Annotated in this window: 21 protein-coding genes; 13 read left to right on the top strand and 8 right to left on the bottom strand. The window is 49.4% G+C overall.

Annotation, left to right across the window (positions count from 1 at the left end; translation table 11 throughout):
• The first annotated feature begins 600 nt into the window (after window positions 1-600).
• Window positions 601-1,797 carry a hypothetical protein gene (locus tag QW772_03760; protein MEM0038020.1) on the top strand — a complete coding sequence of 399 codons (1,197 nt, stop codon included), beginning with the start codon at window positions 601-603 and terminating at the stop codon, window positions 1,795-1,797.
• An 80-nt stretch (window positions 1,798-1,877) separates the two neighbouring features.
• Here the strand turns inward: QW772_03760 and QW772_03755 are convergent, their stop codons facing one another.
• From QW772_03755 to QW772_03730, 6 genes are all read right to left on the bottom strand, one after another.
• Window positions 1,878-3,188, bottom strand: coding sequence for a nickel-dependent hydrogenase large subunit (locus tag QW772_03755; GenBank protein ID MEM0038019.1), 1,311 nt, complete (start codon window positions 3,186-3,188; stop codon window positions 1,878-1,880).
• Window positions 3,175-3,942, bottom strand: coding sequence for a hypothetical protein (locus QW772_03750; protein MEM0038018.1), 768 nt, complete (start codon window positions 3,940-3,942; stop codon window positions 3,175-3,177). The genes QW772_03755 and QW772_03750 overlap by 14 nt, the downstream gene beginning before the upstream one ends.
• Window positions 3,939-4,769 (bottom strand): FAD/NAD(P)-binding protein, encoded by an 831-nt coding sequence (locus QW772_03745; GenBank protein MEM0038017.1) that lies wholly within the window; start codon window positions 4,767-4,769, stop codon window positions 3,939-3,941. The genes QW772_03750 and QW772_03745 overlap by 4 nt, the downstream gene beginning before the upstream one ends.
• Complete coding sequence (locus QW772_03740; GenBank protein MEM0038016.1) at window positions 4,762-5,838, bottom strand: 4Fe-4S dicluster domain-containing protein; 1,077 nt, start codon at window positions 5,836-5,838, stop codon at window positions 4,762-4,764. Before QW772_03740 ends, QW772_03745 begins: the two co-directional genes overlap by 8 nt.
• Window positions 5,839-6,098: 260 nt before the next feature.
• Window positions 6,099-7,433, bottom strand: a complete 1,335-nt coding sequence (locus QW772_03735) for a M20 family metallo-hydrolase (protein MEM0038015.1) — start codon at window positions 7,431-7,433, stop codon at window positions 6,099-6,101.
• Window positions 7,434-7,649: 216 nt separating this feature from the next.
• A complete protein-coding gene (locus QW772_03730) occupies window positions 7,650-8,378 on the bottom strand; it encodes an aspartate/glutamate racemase family protein (protein ID MEM0038014.1) in 729 nt (242 codons plus the stop codon).
• 208 nt (window positions 8,379-8,586) lie between these two features.
• Here QW772_03730 and QW772_03725 point away from each other — a divergent pair, with 208 nt between their 5' ends.
• The 12 genes from QW772_03725 (at window position 8,587) to QW772_03670 (ending at window position 21,004) form a co-directional block, all read left to right on the top strand.
• Window positions 8,587-9,576 (top strand): 2-keto-3-deoxygluconate permease, encoded by a 990-nt coding sequence (locus QW772_03725; GenBank protein MEM0038013.1) that lies wholly within the window; start codon window positions 8,587-8,589, stop codon window positions 9,574-9,576.
• A gap of 6 nt (window positions 9,577-9,582) precedes the next feature.
• A complete protein-coding gene (locus tag QW772_03720; protein MEM0038012.1) occupies window positions 9,583-10,851 on the top strand; it encodes a four-carbon acid sugar kinase family protein in 1,269 nt (422 codons plus the stop codon).
• On the top strand, window positions 10,826-11,860 hold the full coding sequence (gene pdxA / locus QW772_03715; protein ID MEM0038011.1) for a 4-hydroxythreonine-4-phosphate dehydrogenase PdxA: 1,035 nt from the start codon (window positions 10,826-10,828) through the stop codon (window positions 11,858-11,860). The genes QW772_03720 and pdxA overlap by 26 nt, the downstream gene beginning before the upstream one ends.
• Window positions 11,861-12,017: 157 nt before the next feature.
• Window positions 12,018-12,974, top strand: a complete 957-nt coding sequence (guaA, locus tag QW772_03710) for a glutamine-hydrolyzing GMP synthase (protein MEM0038010.1) — start codon at window positions 12,018-12,020, stop codon at window positions 12,972-12,974.
• A gap of 70 nt (window positions 12,975-13,044) precedes the next feature.
• Window positions 13,045-13,677: a hypothetical protein gene (locus QW772_03705; GenBank protein ID MEM0038009.1), complete on the top strand. Its 633-nt coding sequence runs from the start codon at window positions 13,045-13,047 to the stop codon at window positions 13,675-13,677.
• 193 nt (window positions 13,678-13,870) lie between these two features.
• Window positions 13,871-15,007 carry an MFS transporter gene (locus QW772_03700; GenBank protein MEM0038008.1) on the top strand — a complete coding sequence of 379 codons (1,137 nt, stop codon included), beginning with the start codon at window positions 13,871-13,873 and terminating at the stop codon, window positions 15,005-15,007.
• Window positions 15,008-15,176: 169 nt separating this feature from the next.
• Window positions 15,177-16,028: a biotin/lipoate A/B protein ligase family protein gene (locus QW772_03695; protein ID MEM0038007.1), complete on the top strand. Its 852-nt coding sequence runs from the start codon at window positions 15,177-15,179 to the stop codon at window positions 16,026-16,028.
• Window positions 16,016-16,372: a hypothetical protein gene (locus QW772_03690; GenBank protein MEM0038006.1), complete on the top strand. Its 357-nt coding sequence runs from the start codon at window positions 16,016-16,018 to the stop codon at window positions 16,370-16,372. Before QW772_03695 ends, QW772_03690 begins: the two co-directional genes overlap by 13 nt.
• Window positions 16,373-16,540: 168 nt before the next feature.
• Window positions 16,541-16,795 (top strand): hypothetical protein, encoded by a 255-nt coding sequence (locus QW772_03685; GenBank protein ID MEM0038005.1) that lies wholly within the window; start codon window positions 16,541-16,543, stop codon window positions 16,793-16,795.
• 460 nt (window positions 16,796-17,255) lie between these two features.
• Window positions 17,256-18,254, top strand: a complete 999-nt coding sequence (locus QW772_03680; protein ID MEM0038004.1) for a TAXI family TRAP transporter solute-binding subunit — start codon at window positions 17,256-17,258, stop codon at window positions 18,252-18,254.
• An 11-nt stretch (window positions 18,255-18,265) separates the two neighbouring features.
• Window positions 18,266-18,775, top strand: a complete 510-nt coding sequence (locus tag QW772_03675; GenBank protein ID MEM0038003.1) for a DUF1850 domain-containing protein — start codon at window positions 18,266-18,268, stop codon at window positions 18,773-18,775.
• 36 nt (window positions 18,776-18,811) lie between these two features.
• Window positions 18,812-21,004 (top strand): TRAP transporter fused permease subunit, encoded by a 2,193-nt coding sequence (locus QW772_03670; GenBank protein MEM0038002.1) that lies wholly within the window; start codon window positions 18,812-18,814, stop codon window positions 21,002-21,004.
• Here QW772_03670 and QW772_03665 read toward each other — a convergent pair.
• On the bottom strand, window positions 20,967-21,239 hold the full coding sequence (locus QW772_03665) for a winged helix-turn-helix domain-containing protein (protein ID MEM0038001.1): 273 nt from the start codon (window positions 21,237-21,239) through the stop codon (window positions 20,967-20,969). The two genes, QW772_03670 and QW772_03665, sit on opposite strands and share 38 nt — an antisense overlap.
• Window positions 21,220-21,777, bottom strand: coding sequence for a hypothetical protein (locus QW772_03660; GenBank protein MEM0038000.1), 558 nt, complete (start codon window positions 21,775-21,777; stop codon window positions 21,220-21,222). Before QW772_03660 ends, QW772_03665 begins: the two co-directional genes overlap by 20 nt.
• Window positions 21,778-21,800: the final 23 nt, after the last annotated feature.

The following is a 21,800-nucleotide window of genomic DNA, read 5'->3' as shown; positions in this document are numbered from 1 at the left end:
GAATCACCTTAGGAAATACTCTATCGGGAGTTTTATCTGTATACAATACCGTGAAGCCAGAAAAGGACGGGACAACATTGCTCGCAATGAAATCCGAACCTCTGGCCGTTATCTATTAATTTGGACCGCTGAAATTCCTCGTCGGGAATTAGATGTCTATTGAGTCTAATGTTAGCTGATTTTCAGTTTTGTATTCATCACCCTTAAAGTCGTCGTTAAAGATGTTACCTTGATGGATTTTCGTAATTCACTTATACCCGAGCTCTATGTCACCCACTTCTCAACGGCACTAGCTCCGCCAAGGAGGGCTAGATGAAGCCCTAGATGATCAGAGTTGATTTGCCCGACAAGTGGGACTACGGATAAAAAGACTCAAGCCTCCTTGTTGAACTCATCGAGTCCGCTATACGAACCCTCTAATTAATATATCAGCCAGGAAGTTGTTGGTACCCTCAACATATTAAGATCCGCTACAACATCTATTGAAAATCATGAATAACTACAAACATGCGAGCTAACTGGAAGACTTAATAGTGGCGTGTCAGGATAGCGCTTAAAAGTGGTTTCTCAATACAGTCCTGTGGTAGGGGGCCTAAGGCAGTGTGGCTGTTGCTGTCCACTATGTACGTTGCTTTTTTAGGACTTACGGACTTATTGGTAGACCTGGTAGCCATTAACTACTACGGCATTGACGCAGTGACTCTAGGCCTCCTTTCCGGATTGTGGGTCATTCTCTACGCGCTAACATCTAAGATTGCTTCAAGAACGGCTGAGAGTAGGGGGCCTAAAACCCTTATAATGATATCTATGCTAACTGTTCAGACCTTCATATACTTTCTGCTGGTCCTTAAGGGTATACAGTACCTCTTCATTGCTCAAGCGTTACACGCAGTCAGCGTCGCTCTGGCAAAGAACGCCGTCTCCATAGCTATACTGGACAATATGGATGAGAGGGAGTGGGATAGTGTTAACAGAAGGTATTTTCAAGTCACTCTGTTCTTCGAAGGTTTCCTACTCTATATCACGTCGTGGTTCTCCCTAAGCCTCGTGGTCGACTCCGCCCTCTGGTTCTCAATCGTATCAGGCGTGATATGCTCGTTACTATTCTACTACATACCTAGCGGCAGGTTCTCGTTAACCAGGTCTCTCTACAGAACTGAAAGGAGTATTAACACGTCGCTCACCGCCGTGGGCATACTGGCTTCCCTTGGTTACGAACCCCTGTACATACCTTCTAAAGCAAGAGCTTTCTCACGCGTATGGAGTTCTAAGGTCGCCCTGACAACGGCTGACGTCATGTTCTCAACTTCAGCATTCAAAGTGAGTAACTCTTTCCTGTTTACGCCGTTATCATTCATATTCATCAGATTACTTAACCTAAGCAACGAAGTTGTCTTAACGATCTACGGAGTAGCGAAGCTCTCGGCTGCCCTAGCTCTAACTCTCCTACCAACCTCCTTTGGAAGGAACCTGACTTTAGCAGCGTTAATACTTAGACTACTGGCTGCGTCCCTGATAATCTCGGCATTCCTTACGAAGAACTATGAAATAACACTTACACTTGCGCTTGTTTACCTGGCCAACGTGATCGTAGACTCTAAGCTCTACTCACTCTACATAGACGCATCCCTTGCCAGCAGCCCGGCAACGTACACGATATTATCCGAGATCTCCAGCTTCGCCGGCGCACTGACTTCAGGTTATGTCCTTACGCTGGGTGGCATGTCATTACTGTTGACAACTATGACAGCTTTAACTCTAGTAGCGGCTAGAGCACCCTTCAAGTCAGGAAATTGAGCCGAGGAATGAGGAACTTGTTTAGGTTAAGTGAACTTTAGCTCTCCTCCTATTCTCGGTCTTCAAGCCGGTGCTTTTCACTACTCCGTATGTCGGTGTTCTTTAGAGACGTAGTTGAGTTTCAAGAAGTGCGTTGCGCATGAAATGCAGGGGTCGTAGTTCCTGACCGCCTGTTCCGCTAGCCACTGTGCTCTAGTCTGGTCCAGCGTTACTAGCTTATCACCTAGTGCCAGCAGATCCTGTTCTATGCTTGCTAGGTTCTGGGAGGTCGGCGGTATTATATTAACGTTGACTACATAACCCTTCTCGCTTAGCGTGTACCTGTGATACAGTAGGCCCCTAGGAGCCTCCGTTACCGCTGCCCCCACACCCTCGCACAACATGCCTTCCATGTAGGGTTGCTTAGGCTCTCTGTAGTTGTTGATGAGTTCCTCAAGTTCTAGGACGGCATGGTATACCTCGGCCGCCCTGGCTATTATGCTTTGGAAGCTGTTGCTTAACGGTGCTTTGTAGCCGTGTGATTCAACAACTTCTCGGACTTCAGGTTTTAACAGATCGTAGTTGTTATTATACCTTGCCAGAGGACCTACGACGTAGGGCCCTCTACCCTTGAGTCTATACCTGAGCGATGTGGAGTACCTTGCCTGCTCTGTCGTTAGACATTCTTCGAACTCGTCCTCATGTATGTTGAGTCCTTTATTAGAGACTATTCTGCCGTGTAGCACTGGATACTCCTCCTCATTTCTGAGGGACAGGAATTCAATATCCCTCTTGAAGTCAGGTATGGGTAGTTCGAGCACCCACTCAAGTAACTCCTTCGCATACCCCTCTACCCTTCTTAAATCTCTTGTAAGGGGGAGTAACTCCTCCTTTCTTATGACTCTATGGAAGCCACCCACTCTGCAAGAGACGGGATGTACTGAGCGTCCACCAACCACCCTAACTACTTGATTACCCCACCCCTTCAAAACTAGGCCCTTCCTGACTATATCAGGTTGCTCCTTTGCAAGACTTAGAAGTGAATCGTGTCCTAGGAAGTCAGGCGCGTGGAGCATTAGCACGTGTAGCACGTGGCTCTCAACCCATTCGCCAAGGTATATGATCTTCCTAAGTTGCTCCACCTCATCAGAAACATCGATCTGCAATATTTTCTCGAGCGCTTTGCTGGAGCTCATCACATAGGCAACGGGGCATATCCCGCAGATTCTAGCCGTTATGTCAGGTACTTCATAGTATTTCCTACCATTTAGGAAGGCCTCAAAGAATCTCGGAGCTTCAAAGATTCCAACCTCGACTCTTAACACCTTGCCATTCTCTATCTCTAGGTAGAGGCTCCCCTCGCCTTCCACCCTGGCTAAGTAATCCACCTCAATAACTCTATTCGTATTCATCAATAACACCTCTAAACTCTTTCGACCAACCTGTGAACTGTTTGAAAAGAAGCTGTATATCCTTAGGTCTTATGTTAAGTTCTTTGAGACGTTTGTTTAATACGGCTGGTCTTGAGTCTGCCATGGGACCGTAGCAACCATAGCAGCCCCTGCTGTAGGAGGGGCATAACGCTCCACAACCACTCATTGTGACTGGACCTAAACACGGCATCCCTCTAACTACTAGGACGCAGACGTTGCCCTTCCTCTTACACTCCAGACACACGGAGTCGACGGGAAGTGAGGGAGTCTTACCTTTGAGCAGTTGTAGCACGAACAACATTAGTTGCTCCTTACTCACCGGACAACCTCGTATCTCATAGTCCACCCTAATGTACTTCGAGGGAGGTTCTGCATTTTTAAGAACTTCAATCCATTCAGGTCTGGGGTAGACCTGACGTTTAAACTCCTCAACGTCCGCCCAGTTACGGAGTGCCTGTATTCCGCCTGACGTTGCGCAGGCACCTACAGCCACGACTAACTTGGAGTCTTCCCTTAGCTTAGCAAGAAGTTCAACTTCGTGCGGTGTCGAGACCGAGCCCTCTACGAAGGTAATATCATATGGACCTGGTTCTGCAAACCTCCTGGCCTCATAAAATAGCGCGAACTCTATGTTATCCATCAAACGCAGTAACTCCTCCTCCATATTGAGGAACTGTAGCTGGCAACCGTCGCAACTAGAGAATTTAAACACAGCTACCTTCAGCTTCCTCATATCTGATCAACCCAGAAGTACTTACTTATGAACCAAAGCGGAAACACGGGACCGTGCTTGCACACGAAGTAAGGGCCCATCTGACAGTGACCGCATAATCCTACACCGCACTTCATCCTTCTCTCTAGAGATAGATAGATCCTGTTGGTCTTAAAACCCTTCCTGAGTAATTCTTGAGTTGCCTGCCTCATCATCACCTCAGGACCACATACAAAGGCATAGGTCTCGTCAGGATTCACGTTGACCACCTTTACTAGGTTCGTGACCACCCCTGAGTTGCCTTTCCACTCCTCGCTCGGGACGTCAACGGTCAGCAGTAATTCTGTGTCTGGGATGGATTCGTATTCCCTGTACTCATAGCTGAATATGAGATCTTTAGGTGTTCTCGCTCCATAAAGGATTATTAGTTTGCCGTATGCACTCCTGTTTCTGGCAATCTCTCTTATGACAGGTCTTAAAGGCGGGAGACCGATACCGCCTGCGATCAGGACTAGATTTTTATTAGTGACTAGTTCTATAGGCCACCCCACACCATAGGGACCCCTGAAGCCAACTATGTCGCCTTCCTTAAGTAAGGCGAAGGTTCGCGTTACTGAACCTGCGAACCTAGTCGTGTGCGCCACAGCCCTTGAGTCAGCGTCCACGTCGCTGACAGATATAGGCACTTCACCAACGCCGTGGACGTAGAGCATGTTGAACTGTCCTGGCTTGGGTAATTCAACCCCCTCAGGCAATCTGACGTAGTAGGTCTTTACGTTCTCGGTCTCCACTCTGACACGGGTTATCACGGTCTTCATGGGAATTAGAGACGCTGAGGCTCTACTCATCAACATCGCCCCTGAGAACCTTCTTCACGGACTCCCTGAGATCTATTCCTGTGGGACACCACGTGATACACCTTCCACAACCTACACAACCATAGGTACCGAATTGTTTTATCCAGTAGGTGAATTTATGTAGTACAAAATGTCTGTACCTGGCCCATAGATCTGACCTGAAGTGCCCTCCCGCCACCTGAGCGTAGGTGAAGTTCAGGCAACCGTCCCACACTCTGACTCTGTCAGCGAACCCGTCAATCTTAGGCACGTCAAGCACATCGAAGCAGAAGCATGTTGGGCATACCATGTTGCAGTTAGCGCAACCCAAGCATTTTCCTGCCACCTCCTTGAAGGCTTTCGATCCTATGTTCAGTTCAAGCAACTCAGGCAACTCGCTCAATTCAAAACCTGCTCTAGCCTTCTCACTAGCTTTACGCATTACTGTTTCGAAGTCCCTGTAGGTGGAGTCATCTATGGGCTCTACCTCCAGTAAGCTGAGGAGTCTCAGCCCGAGATCACTCCCAGCCTCTAGAACTAACCTACTGTCTAGCCTAGTATAAGCCAAATCAAAGGAATCTCTGGCTCTAGGTCCGGTACTCATAGTAGCGCAGAAACAGGTATTACCAGGTGCTGTACAGTTCTCTATTATGAGAGCTGTATTCCTTCTGAGTCGTGTGTAGTACTCGTCAACATTTAGGAGCACTCTGTCAAGCACTTTGAGGGCTACCAGATCACAGGGCTTTATGCCAAGGAAAGCTATCTTACGATTCACATAGTCCGGCATACTCATGTCCCACTTGGGTGAGATGCTGAAGAGGGTTAGGGTCGGTGGATAGAAGAATCTCTTGAGTGAGTCGGGACCGTGTCTAGAGAACTTACCCCTGACAAGGTAATACCTACCTGGATTCTGTACGTCCTCAACCCCCGATGCGAGTTCTTCGAAGGAATTGAGCTCGCGTAACTTCAGCACATCCTCCTCCACCTTATACCCAACTACGACATAATCAAGCCGCTTTAACTCGTTGAAGATCATCTCTATCCCTTTAGTGTGACCTACATATAGTCCTGAGACAGACATACACATCACCAGCCCCTGTCATGCCTTCACTACAAATCTTCCTAAAATTTTAAATTTTGAGTACGATGAATCGATGAGAGATCATTAAACCATATACAGAATAGGTTGCTTAGACGTTGGAAGCACCATAGTTATTCATGTAACTAGACATTATATTTTTATACTGCTTCCCAAGGCGGACGAATGTCTCACTCGAGATTTGTCGATGAGTTTAAGTTATAGAACTAAACTTGAGGGAGAATGTTTAGGTTAGTCGGGTTTTAAGTTGTAGTGGATTGCGTTACCTTATGGGGTTTGGTACTTAACAGTTTTATTGTTTCCTTGAGGACCTGCACGCCCGTTCCAACGTCATTCCAGTCAGTCCACTCAAGCGGTGAGTGGCTGATCCCCCTAACACTCGGAACGAATATCATGCCCGTCTTAACCCTTTCCGCCATGTTCTGGGAATCGTGTCCAGCACCGCTATTCATTCTTTTCGATCGTACGCCAACCCGCGCAGCAGCATCCTCAACGGCGCTGATTACCTCCGGCGAGAGAGGAGCTGGTTTATGGGTGAAGAGGGTCTGTACGTCAACCTTGACTCCATATCCTACTTCCAGCTGCTTAAGCTTCTCTATCACCTCATCCCTGAACATGAGCATGTTATCCTGAATGACGTCCCTGATGTCTATACCCATCTCCACCCTGCCTGGGATTATGTTGATTCCATTGGGGTGGACGTTTAACCTGCCGACAGTCCCGACTGTAGTTGGACCTATTTCCTTCGCACGTCTATTAATCAACTGAACAATTTCAGCCGCTGCTACTAGGGCGTCCTTACGCATTGTCATGGGAGTTGTTCCAGCGTGGTTGGCTTCACCCTCTATAGTTGCTGCAAGCCATGTTATGCCGGTTATGTTCTCCACAACCCCTAATGACACCCCCTCCCTCCAGAGGACGGGCCCTTGCTCTATATGTAACTCAACCATATACTCTACATCGTCCAGATTTCTCACGAAGTCCCCCTTATATCCTATCCTATCCAGGGCCTCCTCTAAAGTAACTCCTTCATCATTCCTAGCACTTAGGGCCTCTTCACTCCTTAGCTTCCCCACCAGAACCGAACTACCTAGGAGTGATGGTTTGAAGGCCGAGCCCTCTTCCCCTGTGAACACGACGATCTCTATTGGCCTTTCGTTAATGAAGCCCTCCTCTATCAAGCTCCTGACGGCCTCGATAGCTCCAAACACTCCTAAAGCGCCGTCGAACTGACCGCCGTTTATGACGCTGTCTAGGTGGGAACCCATCATAACAGCACCTACTCTTGTTTTTGCCCCTTCCAGTCTGCCGAATATGTTTCCAACGACATCAACCCTAACCTCAAGTCCTGCTTCCTCCATGAGCCTCACAGCATAGTCCCTCACCATCCTATCGGCTTCACTGCCCGTTGGTCTAGTCACCCCCTTCCCCAAATCGAGATCCTCGTAATTCTCCACCCTAACCGGTGGGTTCCTCCCAAACCTACCCGACTCCACGAGGCTCTCCTTAAGCCTCTTAAGGTTTATGCAACCCCCTGGGCGATCCCTACAATCTAAAGAACCTAAGCTATTACCCACTTAACGAGCACCTCCTGAGATACGCTACGATTATCAATCAACTCGAGGCATTTAAATTATAGATTATAACGATATCGAACATTTCCTGCCGGCAGTGCCTTACTTTTACTGGAGGTTCGAGTTTCATTGGACCTTGCAATCGACCTCTACACACTTGAGGCGACAATTATGAATGCAGTGAGTTCTAACCTCCAGCGACGAATCGTTCTTTAACCTTTAGGGACTTGCGTTCTTGACCTCCTTCAGGAGCTTGCCGTAGCCCATGCCTTCACGTATCCCTATACTCCTCATAGCTAGCCAGAAGGACGCAGTATTACTTGTAACGACGGGTAGCCCGGCCCTATCTTCAAGAGCGTTTACAACCTCCAAGGTCCTAAAGTTAGTGCAACTTATGAAGATTCCATCTACCGAAACCCCTTCAATAGCCTTCAGTGCCAGTCTATACGCTACCCAAGGAGGTTGGCGACCTATCTCAGCGTTTTTAACCAGCCCTAGACCTTCCACCTTAGGAACTTCGAAGCCGTTATCCTCTAGGAACTTTCTCTCCCTTACGTTGAGTTCCTCTACATATGGTGTGGCAATAACCACCCTCTTTACATCAAGAGATTTTAGCGCTTTGACCACGGCCTCAGCCGCTGTTATGGTCTTAACTCTGGACGCCCTCTCTATTCTTTCCCTCAGACTTAACTCCCACCCTACCCCCTCCAGGAGGGAGCCTGTCGTACATCCATACACAATCACGTCCACTTCTGCTGTGGCGAGATCCTCAGCAGCCTTAACGCTCTCATCAGCCATCTCTCTTAAAGTAGTTGGGAGCACCTCGGATAGGCGAACCCGAGCCGCATGAATGCTGACACCCTCGGGAGCCATCCTCCAGAACTCAGATTCCATGGTGGTGTTAGAGGAGGGAATTATAAGCCCGATCCTTCCACGCCAACCAAACATAACATCACCTGCAACATCTCTCCCACACTATTAATAAGGACCAAGTTGCTCGCCTTTAGTGTAGCACGCTGGGCGTGCGTTCGTGAAACGAGTTCCCACCGTAGATTCGATGATGAGAAGCAATAGATTAACTTCATTACCTGTGTGAATGGTAGCTGATTTGCATCAAGCCCAATCTTAATTAACTTATTAACCCTTGCCTTGATTAATGTATGGACCACATTCTTACAGGGGTGATGTAGTAGTGGTAAAACTATGGGACTCGATCAATAAAGTTCCAGGCGGTTTGATGGTTATACCACTAATAATAGGCTCACTGGTTAGGACGTTCTTCCCAGACTTCCTAAACCTCGGTAGTTTCACGACAGCCCTTTTCAGAGACAGTGCACTGCCTCTGATAGCCTTGCTCATCTTTGCCACTGGAGCGAACACCTCACTTAAGGTCGCCGGGATCGTGGCTGCGAAGACTGCTGCTCTGATGACTGCGAAGACCTTCCTGCCTGCATTGCTGGTCGTGGGTTACGGGTTGGTGTTCGGTAGGGTTGAGTTACTGCCCGGACTTTCGCTACTGGCTTTGATGGCGGGTACGATAAACTCCAACGGCGGTCTGTGGATAGCCCTCTCGTCGAAATACGGTAATCAGACCGACGTTGGTGCTTACATTGCTTCGGCGCTGAATGACGGTCCTTTCTTCACCATGCTGTTCCTCGGTTTAGCCGGTCTGGCGAACATACCTGCTCAATACCTGCTTGCGGCGATTCTTCCATACCTACTGGGTCTAGCGCTCGGCAATCTCGATCCAAAGATAGCAGAGATATTCAAGCCCACGAGCAGCATAACCATACCGTTCTTCGCGTTCGCGCTGGGTGCAGGGATAAACATAAGTGCGTTGGGTCAGGGTTTCGTCGGTGGGATAGTGATAGGATTACTCTCCACCTTCCTCACAGGGTCTCTAGGATATCTAGTCTATAAGACCTTCTTCAAGAAAGACACCAACCCTGGCGTGGGCTTCGCCATAGGAACCACGGCAGGGAACAGTGTGGCTGTCCCGGCACTAGTCGCTCAAGCCGACCCTAGCTATCAGGCGTTCGTCCCCACTGCAACGGCCGCCACTGGAATGGCGGTCCTCATAACTGCTGTCCTGACCCCCATAGTGACTCACTACCTTGTGATGAGGGAGAACAGGAGGGCAGGCTGACTTTTAATGAAGGTTTTCAGGTCGGTCCTGATAATCGCTGACGACTTCACCGGAGCTAACGACACCGCCGCACAGTTCTCAAAGCTAGGGTTTAGAACAATCTCCACATTAAATCCAAACCTGATTGCTAAGTACTTACGTGAGTGCAGCGTCGTAGCCATCAACACAGAGAGCAGGTCCGACGAGGCTTCAGAAGCCTATAGAAAGTTGTATGAAGTTGGGCTTAGGATCAAGCACTACGATGATATTCTACTATATAAGAAAATCGACTCCACACTGAGAGGTAACGTGACTGAAGAGATTAGAGGACTCTTCGACTCTGTACAGCCTGACCTAGTGATTTTTGCACCAGCATACCCGAAGCAAGGCAGGACCACAATAAGGGGTGTGCATCTGGTGAATGGGATTCCAGTGGACCAGACATTCTTTGGCAGAGACCCCAGAACTCCGGTTAAGAGCTCCTACATACCTTCGTTCTTCAGCAATGCCTTCGAGAAGTTATACACTCATGTCTTTCTAGAGGACCTCAGATCCGGTGAGTTCAGGAGCAGGTTGTACGCTTATAAAGTGATTTCCTTCGACGTAGAGAACGAAAACGACCTGAAGTCCATAGTAGAGTCTCTGATGGAGTTTAATGGAAGAGTCCTGTGGGTCGGCTCAGCTGGCCTCTCAGAGACGTTGGCTTATAATGTGATAGTTGGAAGTCCTGCTGGAAAACCTACATTACTCGTCGTGGGATCACTTAACGACGTTACCAGAAGACAGTTAGCCAGCTTCATTGGGAAGTTCAGCTGCAAACTTGTCAAACTAAGTATTAAGAGCTTACTCGCGAATTTCGAGGAGGAGCATTCCAGGACTATGAGTCAGGTAGCGGAAGCTTTAAAGATGGGAATAGACGTCGTGGTGACGACTTCATATGATTCAACTCAGGTTAACGAGGGGAAGGCAGCCGCTTCTGAGATGGGACTCTCCTCCTCCGAGCTCGGCGCTAGAATAGCTGAGGGCCTCGGCAGAATCGCATCTGGCATAGTGAGGGAATTCGGCACGAAAGCCTTCAGCGGTGTTTTCGTAACGGGAGGCGACACTGCCATGTCATTGATGAAGAACATGAACGTTGACTCGCTAGAAATAGTAGGTGAGGTCGAGCCAGGCGTCCCCCTCCTGAGGTCTGGAGATCTCTACATAGTAACCAAGGCAGGGGGTTTCGGTAAAGACTCAACCATAATACGTATAGTTGCTAGAGTCAAGGGTGAGTCACGTCATGTCACATCGTAAGGTGATAATAGGAATCACCATGGGTGATCCGGCTGGTTCAGGTCCTGAGCTGACCTTGAAGGCATTGCGTAAGGCTGACTACGACATCGCTAAGTACGTCATCATAGGCAGCCATAAGGTGCTTCTGAAAGCTTTGAGTATTGTCGGGTTTAGAAACCTAAGCATGTTCAAGGTTGACGACCCAACTATGCTTCCTGACGAGCCTAACGTGATTGGGGTGTATGACCTGGATAACGTTGACTTAAGCAGGCTTGTGTACGGCAAGCCCTCTGTCATGGGCGGGAGGGCCTCGTACGACTATATAGTGAAGTCAGTTGACCTAGCGTTAAGAGGTCTAGTGGACGCTATCGTGACAATGCCTATAAGCAAGGAAAGCCTCAACATGGCCGGCCACAACTACCCTGGTCACACGGAGCTGTTGGCAGAGCTGACCAGGGCGAGGGAGGTCAGGATGATGTTGGCCGCGAGGCACCTGAGAGCTGTTCACGTAACAACTCATATTCCTCTGAGGAAGGTCCCGGATTCTGTGAGAAAGGAACGGATTCTGAAGACCATAGAGTTGACTTACGAGTATCTCAGGAACTACTTTAATATACTAGAACCCAGGCTTGCTGTGGCAGGATTGAACCCACATTCAGGCGAGGGTGGGTTATTCGGCGACGAGGAAATTAAAGAGATAATACCAGCTGTAGAAGAGGCTAAGAGTAAAGGTCTCAACGTGTTAGGACCCTATCCACCGGACACCGTGTTCTATAGGGCGTATTACAACAAGGAGTTCGACGCCGTGGTGGCAATGTATCATGATCAGGGACACATAGCGGTGAAGATGGTGGGCTTCATGGAGGGGGTCAACGTAACGTTGGGTCTCCCTATAATCAGGGTATCCCCGGATCACGGCACCGTGTGGGGTAAGGCGGGTAAAGGCACTGCAGACGAGACTGCCTCCTACGAAGCGATTAAATTAGCTGTGGAGCTTGCTAAAAACAAGGTCAGCAAACAAATGCCATGACTGGTTTTCGGATGACGCCCCCCTTATTTACTTATTTAGTTCAAAGTTCACTTATTTTTTGCCTCTCGGGGACTTCTGAAGGGAGGGGTCGTTTCACATTAACCTCCTCCTGCATTAACATTAAAAGATTTATTTGGATCCTCGTCCTTGTTGTTTGGTGTGTCATGTGCCGAGTAACTTAAGTCCTGAGTCTTTCATAGCGGAGAAGGTTGAGTGGCTTAGAAGGGAGATAGGAGGAGAGGAGGCTATAGTAGCCCTCTCCGGCGGTGTGGACAGTTCCGTGACTGCTGTGCTGGGTTTCAGAGCTATCGGCAACAGGTTAAAAGCAGTCTTTCTAGAGGATGGATTCATGAGGTTGGGTGAGGCAGAGAGAGTCAAGAGTGTGTTCAAAGACCTCGGACTGGAGGTACGAGTGTTCGACGTGTCGGAGGAGTTCATAGGGGCTTTAAGCGGTGTTAGGGATGCTGAGGAGAAGAGGAAACGCTTCCGTGATACGTTCTACAAGGTCTTCTCAAGAATCGCTAAGGAGTACAGGGTCAACATCGTATTGCAGGGTACTATAGCTGCTGATATTGTGGAGACGAAAGGAGGTGTTAAGACTCAGCATAACGTTCTCGAGCAAGTTGGCATAAACCCGCTCACGAGCTATGGCTTCAGAGTTCTCGAGCCAATCAAGGATCTCTACAAGAGTCAGGTCAGGCTCGTGGCTAAGGCTTTAGGATTGCCTGACGAGATAGTGAGGCGCAGACCATTCCCCGGTCCCGGCCTCTCAGTGAGGATCCTGGGTGAGGTTACAAGAGAGAAACTCTCGATAATAAAGAAAGCCACAGCAATAGTCGAGGAGGAGCTGAGGGATATCGAGTGCTTCCAGGCCTTCCCAGTCCTATTGGAGGGAAGGGCTACTGGGGTTAGCCCTGAGGGTATGAGGAAATACGGATACATCGTAGCGTTGAGGGTGGTTGAGTCGCAAGACGCTCTGACCGCCAAATACCTAAGGCTTGAATGGGGGAGGCTCGAGAGAGTAAGGGACAGGATATTGTCGGAGGTGCCTGAGGTGGCGAGAGTACTCTACGATATCACTGACAAGCCTCCAGCGACCATAGAGTTTGAGTAGGTACACATCTCAGCAACTCGAACCTCCGTGCTTTAACACTTATAATGACTTCATCCCTATTCTTGTAGTGATGTCGATGACCCCGCATATTTACCGTGGTAGGGGCGTGTACTGGGGCAGTGAGGTATTCGATTTAATTGTTTCGTGGGCCGTCCTCACCTTCTCATTCGCTCTCGTTATGCAACATGATCTCAGACTACTGTATATTAGTCTTCTCTACTCCTCCGTTGGCGTGGGGACTGCGTTCTTGTTCCATGAGCTGGCTCATAGGGAAGTAGCTAAGGCATACGACCTCGTCGCCAGGTACAGGGCCTGGTACTTAGGACTTATGATAACTCTGGCCATCGCTCTCCTGAACATAGCTGTAAGAATTCCTATCTTGTTTGCGGCCCCCGGTGCTGTCATCATATATGCGTACTGGGGTCGTGTAGATCCGCATACCGAGCTGAGGATAGCTGAGGCAGGCCCGCTGATGAACATAGCCTTAGGTGTTGGGGCGTGGTTATTACTCACTGTGGTACCTGTTGAGGCGTTTGTGGCACGTGAGCTAATCTACTACGTAGCGAGGATAAACGCTTGGCTCGCTTTCTTCAACATACTTCCACTGCCCCCATTGGATGGCTCAAGGATATTCAGAAGATCTCTCATTGAATGGTCAGTGATTTTCATAGTGAGTGTGGTGATGCTGAGGCTTATTGTCTGACCTTGAGCTCCACGTTGTTAGGAAAGCTAAGACCTTGAATTACATAAGGTTATGTTCGGAAAACTTGGGTTTAGCACGTGACTCGCGATATTAAGTTCCACTTAAGGCGCAATTCTTGTCTTATAATGTTCCTCAGTTCATAGTTTTCGGCTAGGGTGGTTGACGGTTGAGAGATCGCTTTAGATGGGTTGTGTTGGCTTTGTGCGTTCTGACGAACATGCTTGTCGTCGCTTCCCAGCTTGCCGTAGCCTCCCCCTCAGTTCCCATCTTAATGACGGTCTTCGGAATCAGCTCGGCTGTCGCCGGCTTGATCACCTCTGTTTGGGCTGTGTCAAGGGTTATTGTATCAATTCCTGCCGGTGCTATCGCGATGAGGCTTGGTACCAGGTCCGCACTTGCTGTAGGGGTCTTGATCTCCGTCGCCGGCTGGGCTCTGTCCTCATCAGCCCCCGACTTTCTGAGCGTTCTATTAAGCAGATTCATCATGGGTTTCGGATCCGGCACTATAGCCACAGTCGCTCCCGTCACAATCTCCGAGTGGTTTAGTAGAGGTGAGCTAGGCACTGCAATGGGTTTCTGGGCGTCCTCCATGACTTTAGGGCTTGTGTGGGAGATCCCGCTCTCGGCTTGGATGATCAGTAACTGGGGGTGGAGGCAGGCTTACACCGTATTCATGTTTGCCTCCCTCCTTATGGTAGTTCCCATCCTTGTCATACTGAGGAGGCGACCACCTTACCCCTTGGATCCTCCAAGCAAGTTATCGTGGCATGAGGTGTTAGAGCCGCTTAAGAACCACACCTTCCTAAAGACGTGCATCGCTATATTTTTTGGTGTAGGTCTCTGGAGCGTGTATTCAACCTATGTAGTTAAGTGGTGCATGGCTAAAGGATATGGGTACATGGAGGCGTCACTACTCGGCACCGTCCTCAATGCAGGGTGCATAGTATCACAGATACTTAGCGGTCAGATCGCCGACAAGATGCTTAAGGACGGACATAAATCTCTTTTCATAGTCGGGACTACACTGACGTCTATAGCCACACTAGCCTTCACCTACACACCGCCAGGGCCTGTGACGACCGTGATAGTAGCGGCACTAGGGGCCGGGATAGCGCCAATCTTAGTAACGATGTTCTCAATACCCATCAGCGCAGCAAAACCAGAGCAGAGGAGTCTGGCAATGGGTTTGGCAGGATCATTCATATATGCGGCGTACACGCTAACATCACCAGTAGGCTACATGTATGATGTACACGGATTAACAGCGGCTTCAATCCTCACAGCAACAATGGGGTTAACGGGGGCGCTAATAATGCGCACCAGCCATTAGAGGAGGCTCATAGCCTACAGTGAACCTCTTACTCAGTGCAGGAGTGAGATCAGAGTTACTGTCAGCCGACCCGCTTGAACTTCAGGGTTGGGCATTCTAGTTGCAGTATGCCCGGTTATGTGTATAGCTTTAATCAACCTGATTCATCTATTGATTTAGGGTACTGGGAATGGATGTCTTAAGGACCTTCACTGCTGAGTGGCCTGGAAATCAATTCTTCAACCTAGCGTTTGAAGAAGGATTCTATTCCGTAGCACGAGAACCCACCATACGTTTCTGGCGTAATGATAGGGTAGTGATTATAGGGAGGTTTCAGTCACCTGTTCTTGAGGTTAACGCGGTGGAGGCTTTGGGTCTTGGCGTTAGGCTTGTGAGGAGGTTCACGGGGGGCGGTGCTGTATACCATGATTTGGGCAATTTGAATTACGCGTTGGCTCTGCCGGGCTACAGTCTCGACGTCGAGGAGGCATTCAGACTTGTCGGTGAGGCAGTGGCGGAGGCTCTGAAAGATCTGGGGGTTAAGGACGCTTACTACAGACCACTGAATGATATTGAGGTCGGCGGACTGAAGGTCTCCGGTATGGCGGCTCACAGATCGCATGACAGAATCTTCGTTCATGGGGCCATGCTCCTCTCGAGTGACATATCCGTACTCTGGAGGGTTCTCAAAGTATCCGAGGTTAAGCTCTCCGACAAGAGATTCACTGGGAGCAGGGTTAAGAGGGTGGTCACTGTTAGTGAGGCTCTCGGAAGAGCAGTTAGTCCTGAGGAGGTTATCGATGCAATCCTAGAGGTCCTTGCAAGGAGAATGAGGTTGAGGATCAAGCAGAGCGATGTAGGACGGGAGGAGTTGGTGAAGGCCCTAGATCTCTACAGGAGCAGGTACTCCAGACTTGAGTGGAATCTGGCGTACGTAGAGGAACTCAGAGACCTCCTCAATGAGGAGGAGTATGAAGCACTTAAGGAGATCTCGAAACCAAGTCCGCAGCAGGAAGAGGTGCTCTCGTCTTGGATGAAGTGAGAATAGCGTGTGCTGAAGTAAAGCGTCCCGGCGGAAAAGTCATTAAGGCGTGTCTCAAAATCCAGGGAAGTTTAGTGAAGGGTGCAGTACTGACGGGGGACTTCTTTGCCGACCCAGCAGAGGGATTTGAGGAGGTTCTGCAAGAACTCACTAAAATGGAGACTCCTGTGAGTAAGGTGGTGGAGAAGATTCTGGAACTGCTGAGAGGGAAGGAGGTGAGGTTCTACGGGGTAACTCTCGAGGATGTTGAGGAAGTTCTCAGCCTGATAGCACAGCGGGCAATCGATTCAAGTCGTCAAGACGAATCCGCGGACCTTCTCTCCAAAAACGTTAATAAGAGTTGAGTCGTTTACATTGAGGTGATGACACATGTTCTCAGATTACGCAGTCAGACGTAATCTGGGCTGGAGTATCTGTGGTCTCAAGGACGTGATATCCATACCGACCATCATCCCGCCCGACAACGGGTGGAGCACAGACCCCTTTAATTCCGTTGTGAGTAACAACAAAATATTCAGGGAGGTGCTAAGACGGACATGGTTCCAGCTTACTACGCGTCCTCTATCGATAGGAGGGTCACACCTGAGGAGAGACTTGAGGATGTTGAAAAGAAATTCAGAGGGTTTGTGGATATGATTGCTTCAGAATATCCTGAAGTGAGGGTGAAGGTTATGACAACTAACAAACTCAATCCCGCATTAATGAATCCTGAGCCAAGGATCGTCAATCCCGTCAGGAGCGCTACTGAGGAGGTCCTAGGGCGGTAACGTATAGACCTGGCGGGTTAGGCATGGCCACGTGGCTGACGAGTACCTGAGCATAGAGGAGCTCGAAAAATGGGTGAAGTCTACCTGAACGTATTGAACAAGATACTGACAATTTCCCAGTAAAGAATTACCCATAGCTTCATTCATAAAAACAACGTGATTATACATTTTACATCGGATCATCTTCTCCTCAACGGCCATGCCTTCCTTGCTCATCAGGACTTTTCGAGGGGTTTTGGGAGGTTTATGAGGGTTTGTTGATATTCTTAGGTGATTTGTAGTCCGCCTGGATGTAGGTATGTGGTGAGTGCTTCGAGGAAACCGAGCCTGTGGAGACAGGATGCGGGAGTTCCTCATAGTGTTGAGAAGATAATACTTCAAAGCCATGTTAAGGACTCTTACATCTCCTATTAAGAAGGTTTATTAAGTCGTGTACAACTACTATTTTGTAGGTGTCGTTATGAAGGGAGTTTCGAAGACCCTCATTGTAGCCATAGCAGTGGTAGTTCTCATGGTCGTAGGTTTACTTGCTTACTATGCCTTCATGCCTAAGGCGCCGTATAAGGTCACAATTTACACCGGGGGCACAGGGGGAGTCTATTATCCTATTGGTGTCAAGCTGGCCGACCTGCTTAACAAGTACGCGGGCGACAAGATCACGGCCTCAGCGTCCTCGAGTGGCGCGTCGGTAGCCAACGCGAGGGCTTTAGGAACGGGTGATGCTAACCTGGTCTTCATACAGAACGACATAGCCTACTACGCTCTCAACGGTCTCTACATGTTTGAGGGTAGCAAGGTAGATAAGATAAGGGGTCTCGCAGCCCTCTACCCAGAGATCATCCAGATTGTGGTCAGGGCTGACAGTGGGATCAAATCCATCACTGATCTCGCTGGAAAGAGGGTCGCTGTCGGTGCCGCAGGTAGCGGAACAGCGGTTGAGGCCGAGATAATACTTAAAGCTGCAGGAGTCTGGGATAAAATAACGGTCCAGAACCTAGACTTCACACAAGCAGCCCAGGCCCTCAAACTTGGCCAGGTTGACGCGGGCTTCGTAGTAGCCGGTATACCTACCTCAGCAATAATGGAGCTGGCTGCGACAACTCCCGTCAATCTAGTGGAGGTGCCTGACGCCCTCTTCAACACGCTGAAACAGCAGGGTTACCTCTTCTTCGTACCATATACTGTGCCGAAGGGTACCTACACCGGCATGGAGAAGGATGTGAAAACAGCGGCAGTAATGGCCATGCTCGCCATAAGCTCCGACGTGCCTGACGACGTCGCCTACACAATACTGAAAGTGATGTATGAACGCATAGACGAGTTAAGGCAGGCCCATTCAAGAGCTCAGGATATAAAACTCGAGACAGCGTTGAATGGAGTACCAATAAAGCTACATCCGGGAGCTGCTAAGTACTTCCAGGAGAAGGGCATCACCATACCCTCAGAGCTGAGACCATAAACGTGAATCAGATGGTGGGTAAAAGTAAGCTCGTCTTTTTGCTCGCAACCTTGTTTTTTGGAGTAACGCTCCTCAGCCTTCCAATAATCCAAGTGACTGAGGTAGTGATGGATAACACAGTGTACTTAATCCAACCCAATGTAAAAGTTACGGTAGCTTTGGAGTACTTGCACAGTGTAGAGTTGATGAAGGTTGTCGAAACCTACGAGGTAGTCGGGTGTGAGGTTAGGCTCGTCAAGCTCGTGTGGCCGGGACACGGGGCCGGGTTACCTTCAACACCGAACGACTTGCCGGTTCAGATTGTTGGCTCTGACGGGGGGTATACGGCTGAGGACATATCCTTAGGGCCGGTAGTGATGGTGAGCATGAGACATAGAGTAGATCCTACACTAACTGTTAATGGTAGAAGGGTTACGTGCAACGGGACTGTAGAGATTAAAGCCTGTGTGCGAGTGCCACCGGTCGCTCTCCTCCTGCAGGCCGTGCTAGGTAGTGTTAAAGGTTTAAATTATATTGCGTGATACTATCCTAGTGACCATTGGTTTAGGTGTCTCAGCATGGCTGAAGCACTGACCGTTGAGAGAGCCAAGTCTGGACCAATTGCTAAGATGATTCTGATTATGGGAATTCTGTTTGCGGTGTATGAGCTTCTGTTTGTCATGGGCCTCAACTTTTCCCTGTATACAATACTGAGGAATCTGGGTCTTGACTTTAGACCTCTCCTTTACGCTCCCGACATACAGCAGAGTATGGCCTTCCTGTTAGGCATACTCCTGTTAGTGGCTTTCATAATATACCCTATAAGGAAAAAGACTGGAATAGAGAAGGTACCTCTATACGACTACGTCCTTGGCGTCATGGGTTTCGCTTCAATGTTCTACCTGGTGATAGTGTATCCGATGGTTGTTCAGTACGGATACGTGGAGGCGACTTTGCTTAACATCTTAATCCCGTTCATGGCTATAGCCCTCCTCTTGGAGGCTTCCAGAAGATCCCTCGGAGTGGCGTTACCCACTATAGCCCTCGTTATAATGCTTTTCGGCATCAGCTACGAGGGCTTCAACCTGAGGCGATTCGTCAATCATATGTTTTATGCGAGGGAAGGAATTTTCTCAATACCTCTCTATGTGATGGTCTCCTACGTGTTCGCCTTCGTGTTCTTTGGTTCAATACTTGAGAAGGTAGGAATTGGGGACTACATAACAAAGTTCGTCATGTCCCTCGTGGGGCAGAGGTGGGGCGGCCCCGCGAAGACCGCTGTTGTGGCGAGTGCTCTCATGGGCACAGTCTCGGGAAGCTCCGTAGCCAACGTCCTGACTACTGGGACCTTCACTATACCCCTCATGAAGAGAGCTGGCTACCCGCCTGAGGTAGCGGGGGCGGTGGAGCCCGCGGCCTCGACCGGAGGTCAGCTCATGCCCCCGATAATGGGGGCCGCTGCGTTTGTCATGGCGCAGTTCCTAGGTAGACCCTATAAGGACATAATCATAGCTGCAGCTATACCGGCGATCCTTTACTTCACTTCAGTCTACGTCTTCATCGATAGAGTGACTAAGAAGTTGGGTGTGAGACCCGTCTCAAGAGAGTTACTGCCGAATTTCAGAGAGCTGGTGAGGAGTGCCTACCTCCTCAGCCCCATACCCGTTGTCACTTACCTATTACTTTCAGGGCTTGAACCTCAGTACAGTGCTCTCGGAGCCATCGGGGCGGCAATCATGTCTGCCTGGATCTACCAGAGGGGGATAGGGCCGGTTCCCAAGTTATTAGTAACTGGCGCAATCGCTCTGGTTGGAGCAACCTCTTACATCCTCGGATTGCCTGTGAGCGCCGCTGTGTTCTTCGCCGGTGTTCTTTCGGTCTTCGTGGCGGTAATAATCGGGTACACGATCAGGGAAAGCAGGGAGATGTCACTTGCGCTCGTCAAGGCGTTCGACTCGAGCCTAAGGAGCACCATAACCGTCTTCTTTGCGGCATCATGTGCCGGGTTAATTCAAGGTGTCCTTACGATGACAGGATGGGCGACCACCATAGGCTACCAGCTAGTGGAGATCTCCGGTGGAAACATATTCGTGTTGATGGTAACGGCTATGATGATTAGCCTCGTGCTGGGTATGGGAGTTCCCACAACAGCCAACTATATAATAACCTCAACAATCGTAGGGATCCCTATGGCGAGAGCTATAGCCTCGATAACAGGTGTGGAGTTTGAGATGGCTAAGCTCGTCGCACACATGTTTGTCTTCTACTTCGGAATCCTTGCAGATCTAACTCCTCCTGTAGCCCTAGCATCATATGCTGGCTCGCTCTTGGCTAAGTCGGAGTTCTGGAAGACCGCCCTCAACGCAACTAAGTACGCCTTAGCAGGCTACCTAGTACCCTATATATTCACTCTAGATCCTGTGCTCCTAATCCTTCCTGCAAGCGGTCTGAACCTCTACGTTGCCTACAGAATGACCTACGGAATAGCAAACACGCTCCTCTCCATACTCATGCTGAGCGCCGGCATAGTGGGGTGGCACGGTACCCATATAGGGTTAGCTCAGAGGGCTTTGCTGGTAGTGTTGGGCATAACCAACTTAACCCCATATGAATACCTAACTCCCGTGCTTGCGGCCGCGTATGTGGTGCTATACCTCCATAACGTGAGGAGATCAAAACATGAAGCAACGAAGACCCCAGGGACCGTGGTCCTCTCATCACCCGCCCAAGCAGTTAATCCAGCATCCCGTAGTCCTCCAGTATCTTCTTAATCCTCTTCAGCTCCTCGTGAAGCTGATAGCCCTGGAGAGTTAGGACTACAGTCTGCGACCTTCCATGATCCTCAAGCATGACTAAACCTCTCTCTATTAGTTCGTTAAGCAACTTCCTCAACCTGTCGTACGGCATATTTGCAAGCGTTGCTAACCTCGTAGGGTTAACTGCTTCTTTGCTCAGGGCATCGAGCACGTCGAACACTACCTCCAGCTTACTTCTCTTCCTGCTCATGGGTCAGTACCTGCATCATATGGTGTAGCGACATGAGGATTGCAGCGAAAGCCCTTAAGGTCTCTGAGACCAGTAGTCCCAGAAGGGAGCCCTGAGCAGAACTCAGAACTATGCTTAATCCCCTAACATAGTAGGAGAGTGATAGAATCGTTAGGAAAGACCTGGTCCTACCACGCACACTCCTTATCACAAGGATCGTAGACACCAATCCAGCGAGCATGTCTGGCGTCGTTACTAGCAATGGCACTAACATGTAAAACCTGCTGGACCTGCGTGGGAAAAGCATCACCATAAACCCCGCCATAGCCAGTGAAGATGTTGCGACGTACAACGTAGCCGCAAGTCGGCCTTCTGAAACGATGGTTGAAAGCAGACTGCATACCTGACTGAGGGTGAGCAGTATGAAGGATGTCGTGTATGCAAGGAGCTCGTCGGACTTGAGCCTGACGTAGATCCTGAGAAACAACGTACTCAAGTATGCGAAGGCCACGGCGCCGACCACTTCAAGAAGTGCAAGGACTGTTGAGTAGAGATCCATAAACCGTCAGCTCCTCGGAACTC

The sequence above is a fragment of the Zestosphaera sp. genome, from assembly GCA_038727705.1.
Classification (GTDB): Archaea; Thermoproteota; Thermoprotei_A; order Sulfolobales; family NBVN01; genus Zestomicrobium.
Note: the sequence above shows the minus strand (reverse complement) of the source record. Positions and strands in the feature narration are given on the sequence as shown.

What these genes read in the sequence shown, in the direction of transcription:
- QW772_03720 (MEM0038012.1), top strand. Translation starts at nt 9,583, where the DNA reads ATGAAGGTTTTCAGGTCGGTCCTGATAATCGCTGACGACTTCACCGGA.
- QW772_03725 (MEM0038013.1), top strand. Translation starts at nt 8,587, where the DNA reads ATGTATGGACCACATTCTTACAGGGGTGATGTAGTAGTGGTAAAACTA.
- QW772_03680 (MEM0038004.1), top strand. Translation starts at nt 17,256, where the DNA reads ATGAAGGGAGTTTCGAAGACCCTCATTGTAGCCATAGCAGTGGTAGTT.
- QW772_03660 (MEM0038000.1), bottom strand. Translation starts at nt 21,777, where the DNA reads ATGGATCTCTACTCAACAGTCCTTGCACTTCTTGAAGTGGTCGGCGCC.
- QW772_03755 (MEM0038019.1), bottom strand. Translation starts at nt 3,188, where the DNA reads ATGAATACGAATAGAGTTATTGAGGTGGATTACTTAGCCAGGGTGGAA.
- QW772_03665 (MEM0038001.1), bottom strand. Translation starts at nt 21,239, where the DNA reads ATGAGCAGGAAGAGAAGTAAGCTGGAGGTAGTGTTCGACGTGCTCGAT.
- QW772_03675 (MEM0038003.1), top strand. Translation starts at nt 18,266, where the DNA reads ATGGTGGGTAAAAGTAAGCTCGTCTTTTTGCTCGCAACCTTGTTTTTT.
- QW772_03730 (MEM0038014.1), bottom strand. Translation starts at nt 8,378, where the DNA reads ATGTTTGGTTGGCGTGGAAGGATCGGGCTTATAATTCCCTCCTCTAAC.
- QW772_03670 (MEM0038002.1), top strand. Translation starts at nt 18,812, where the DNA reads ATGGCTGAAGCACTGACCGTTGAGAGAGCCAAGTCTGGACCAATTGCT.
- QW772_03705 (MEM0038009.1), top strand. Translation starts at nt 13,045, where the DNA reads ATGTCGATGACCCCGCATATTTACCGTGGTAGGGGCGTGTACTGGGGC.
- QW772_03745 (MEM0038017.1), bottom strand. Translation starts at nt 4,769, where the DNA reads ATGAGTAGAGCCTCAGCGTCTCTAATTCCCATGAAGACCGTGATAACC.
- QW772_03740 (MEM0038016.1), bottom strand. Translation starts at nt 5,838, where the DNA reads ATGTCTGTCTCAGGACTATATGTAGGTCACACTAAAGGGATAGAGATG.
- QW772_03695 (MEM0038007.1), top strand. Translation starts at nt 15,177, where the DNA reads ATGGATGTCTTAAGGACCTTCACTGCTGAGTGGCCTGGAAATCAATTC.
- QW772_03750 (MEM0038018.1), bottom strand. Translation starts at nt 3,942, where the DNA reads ATGAGGAAGCTGAAGGTAGCTGTGTTTAAATTCTCTAGTTGCGACGGT.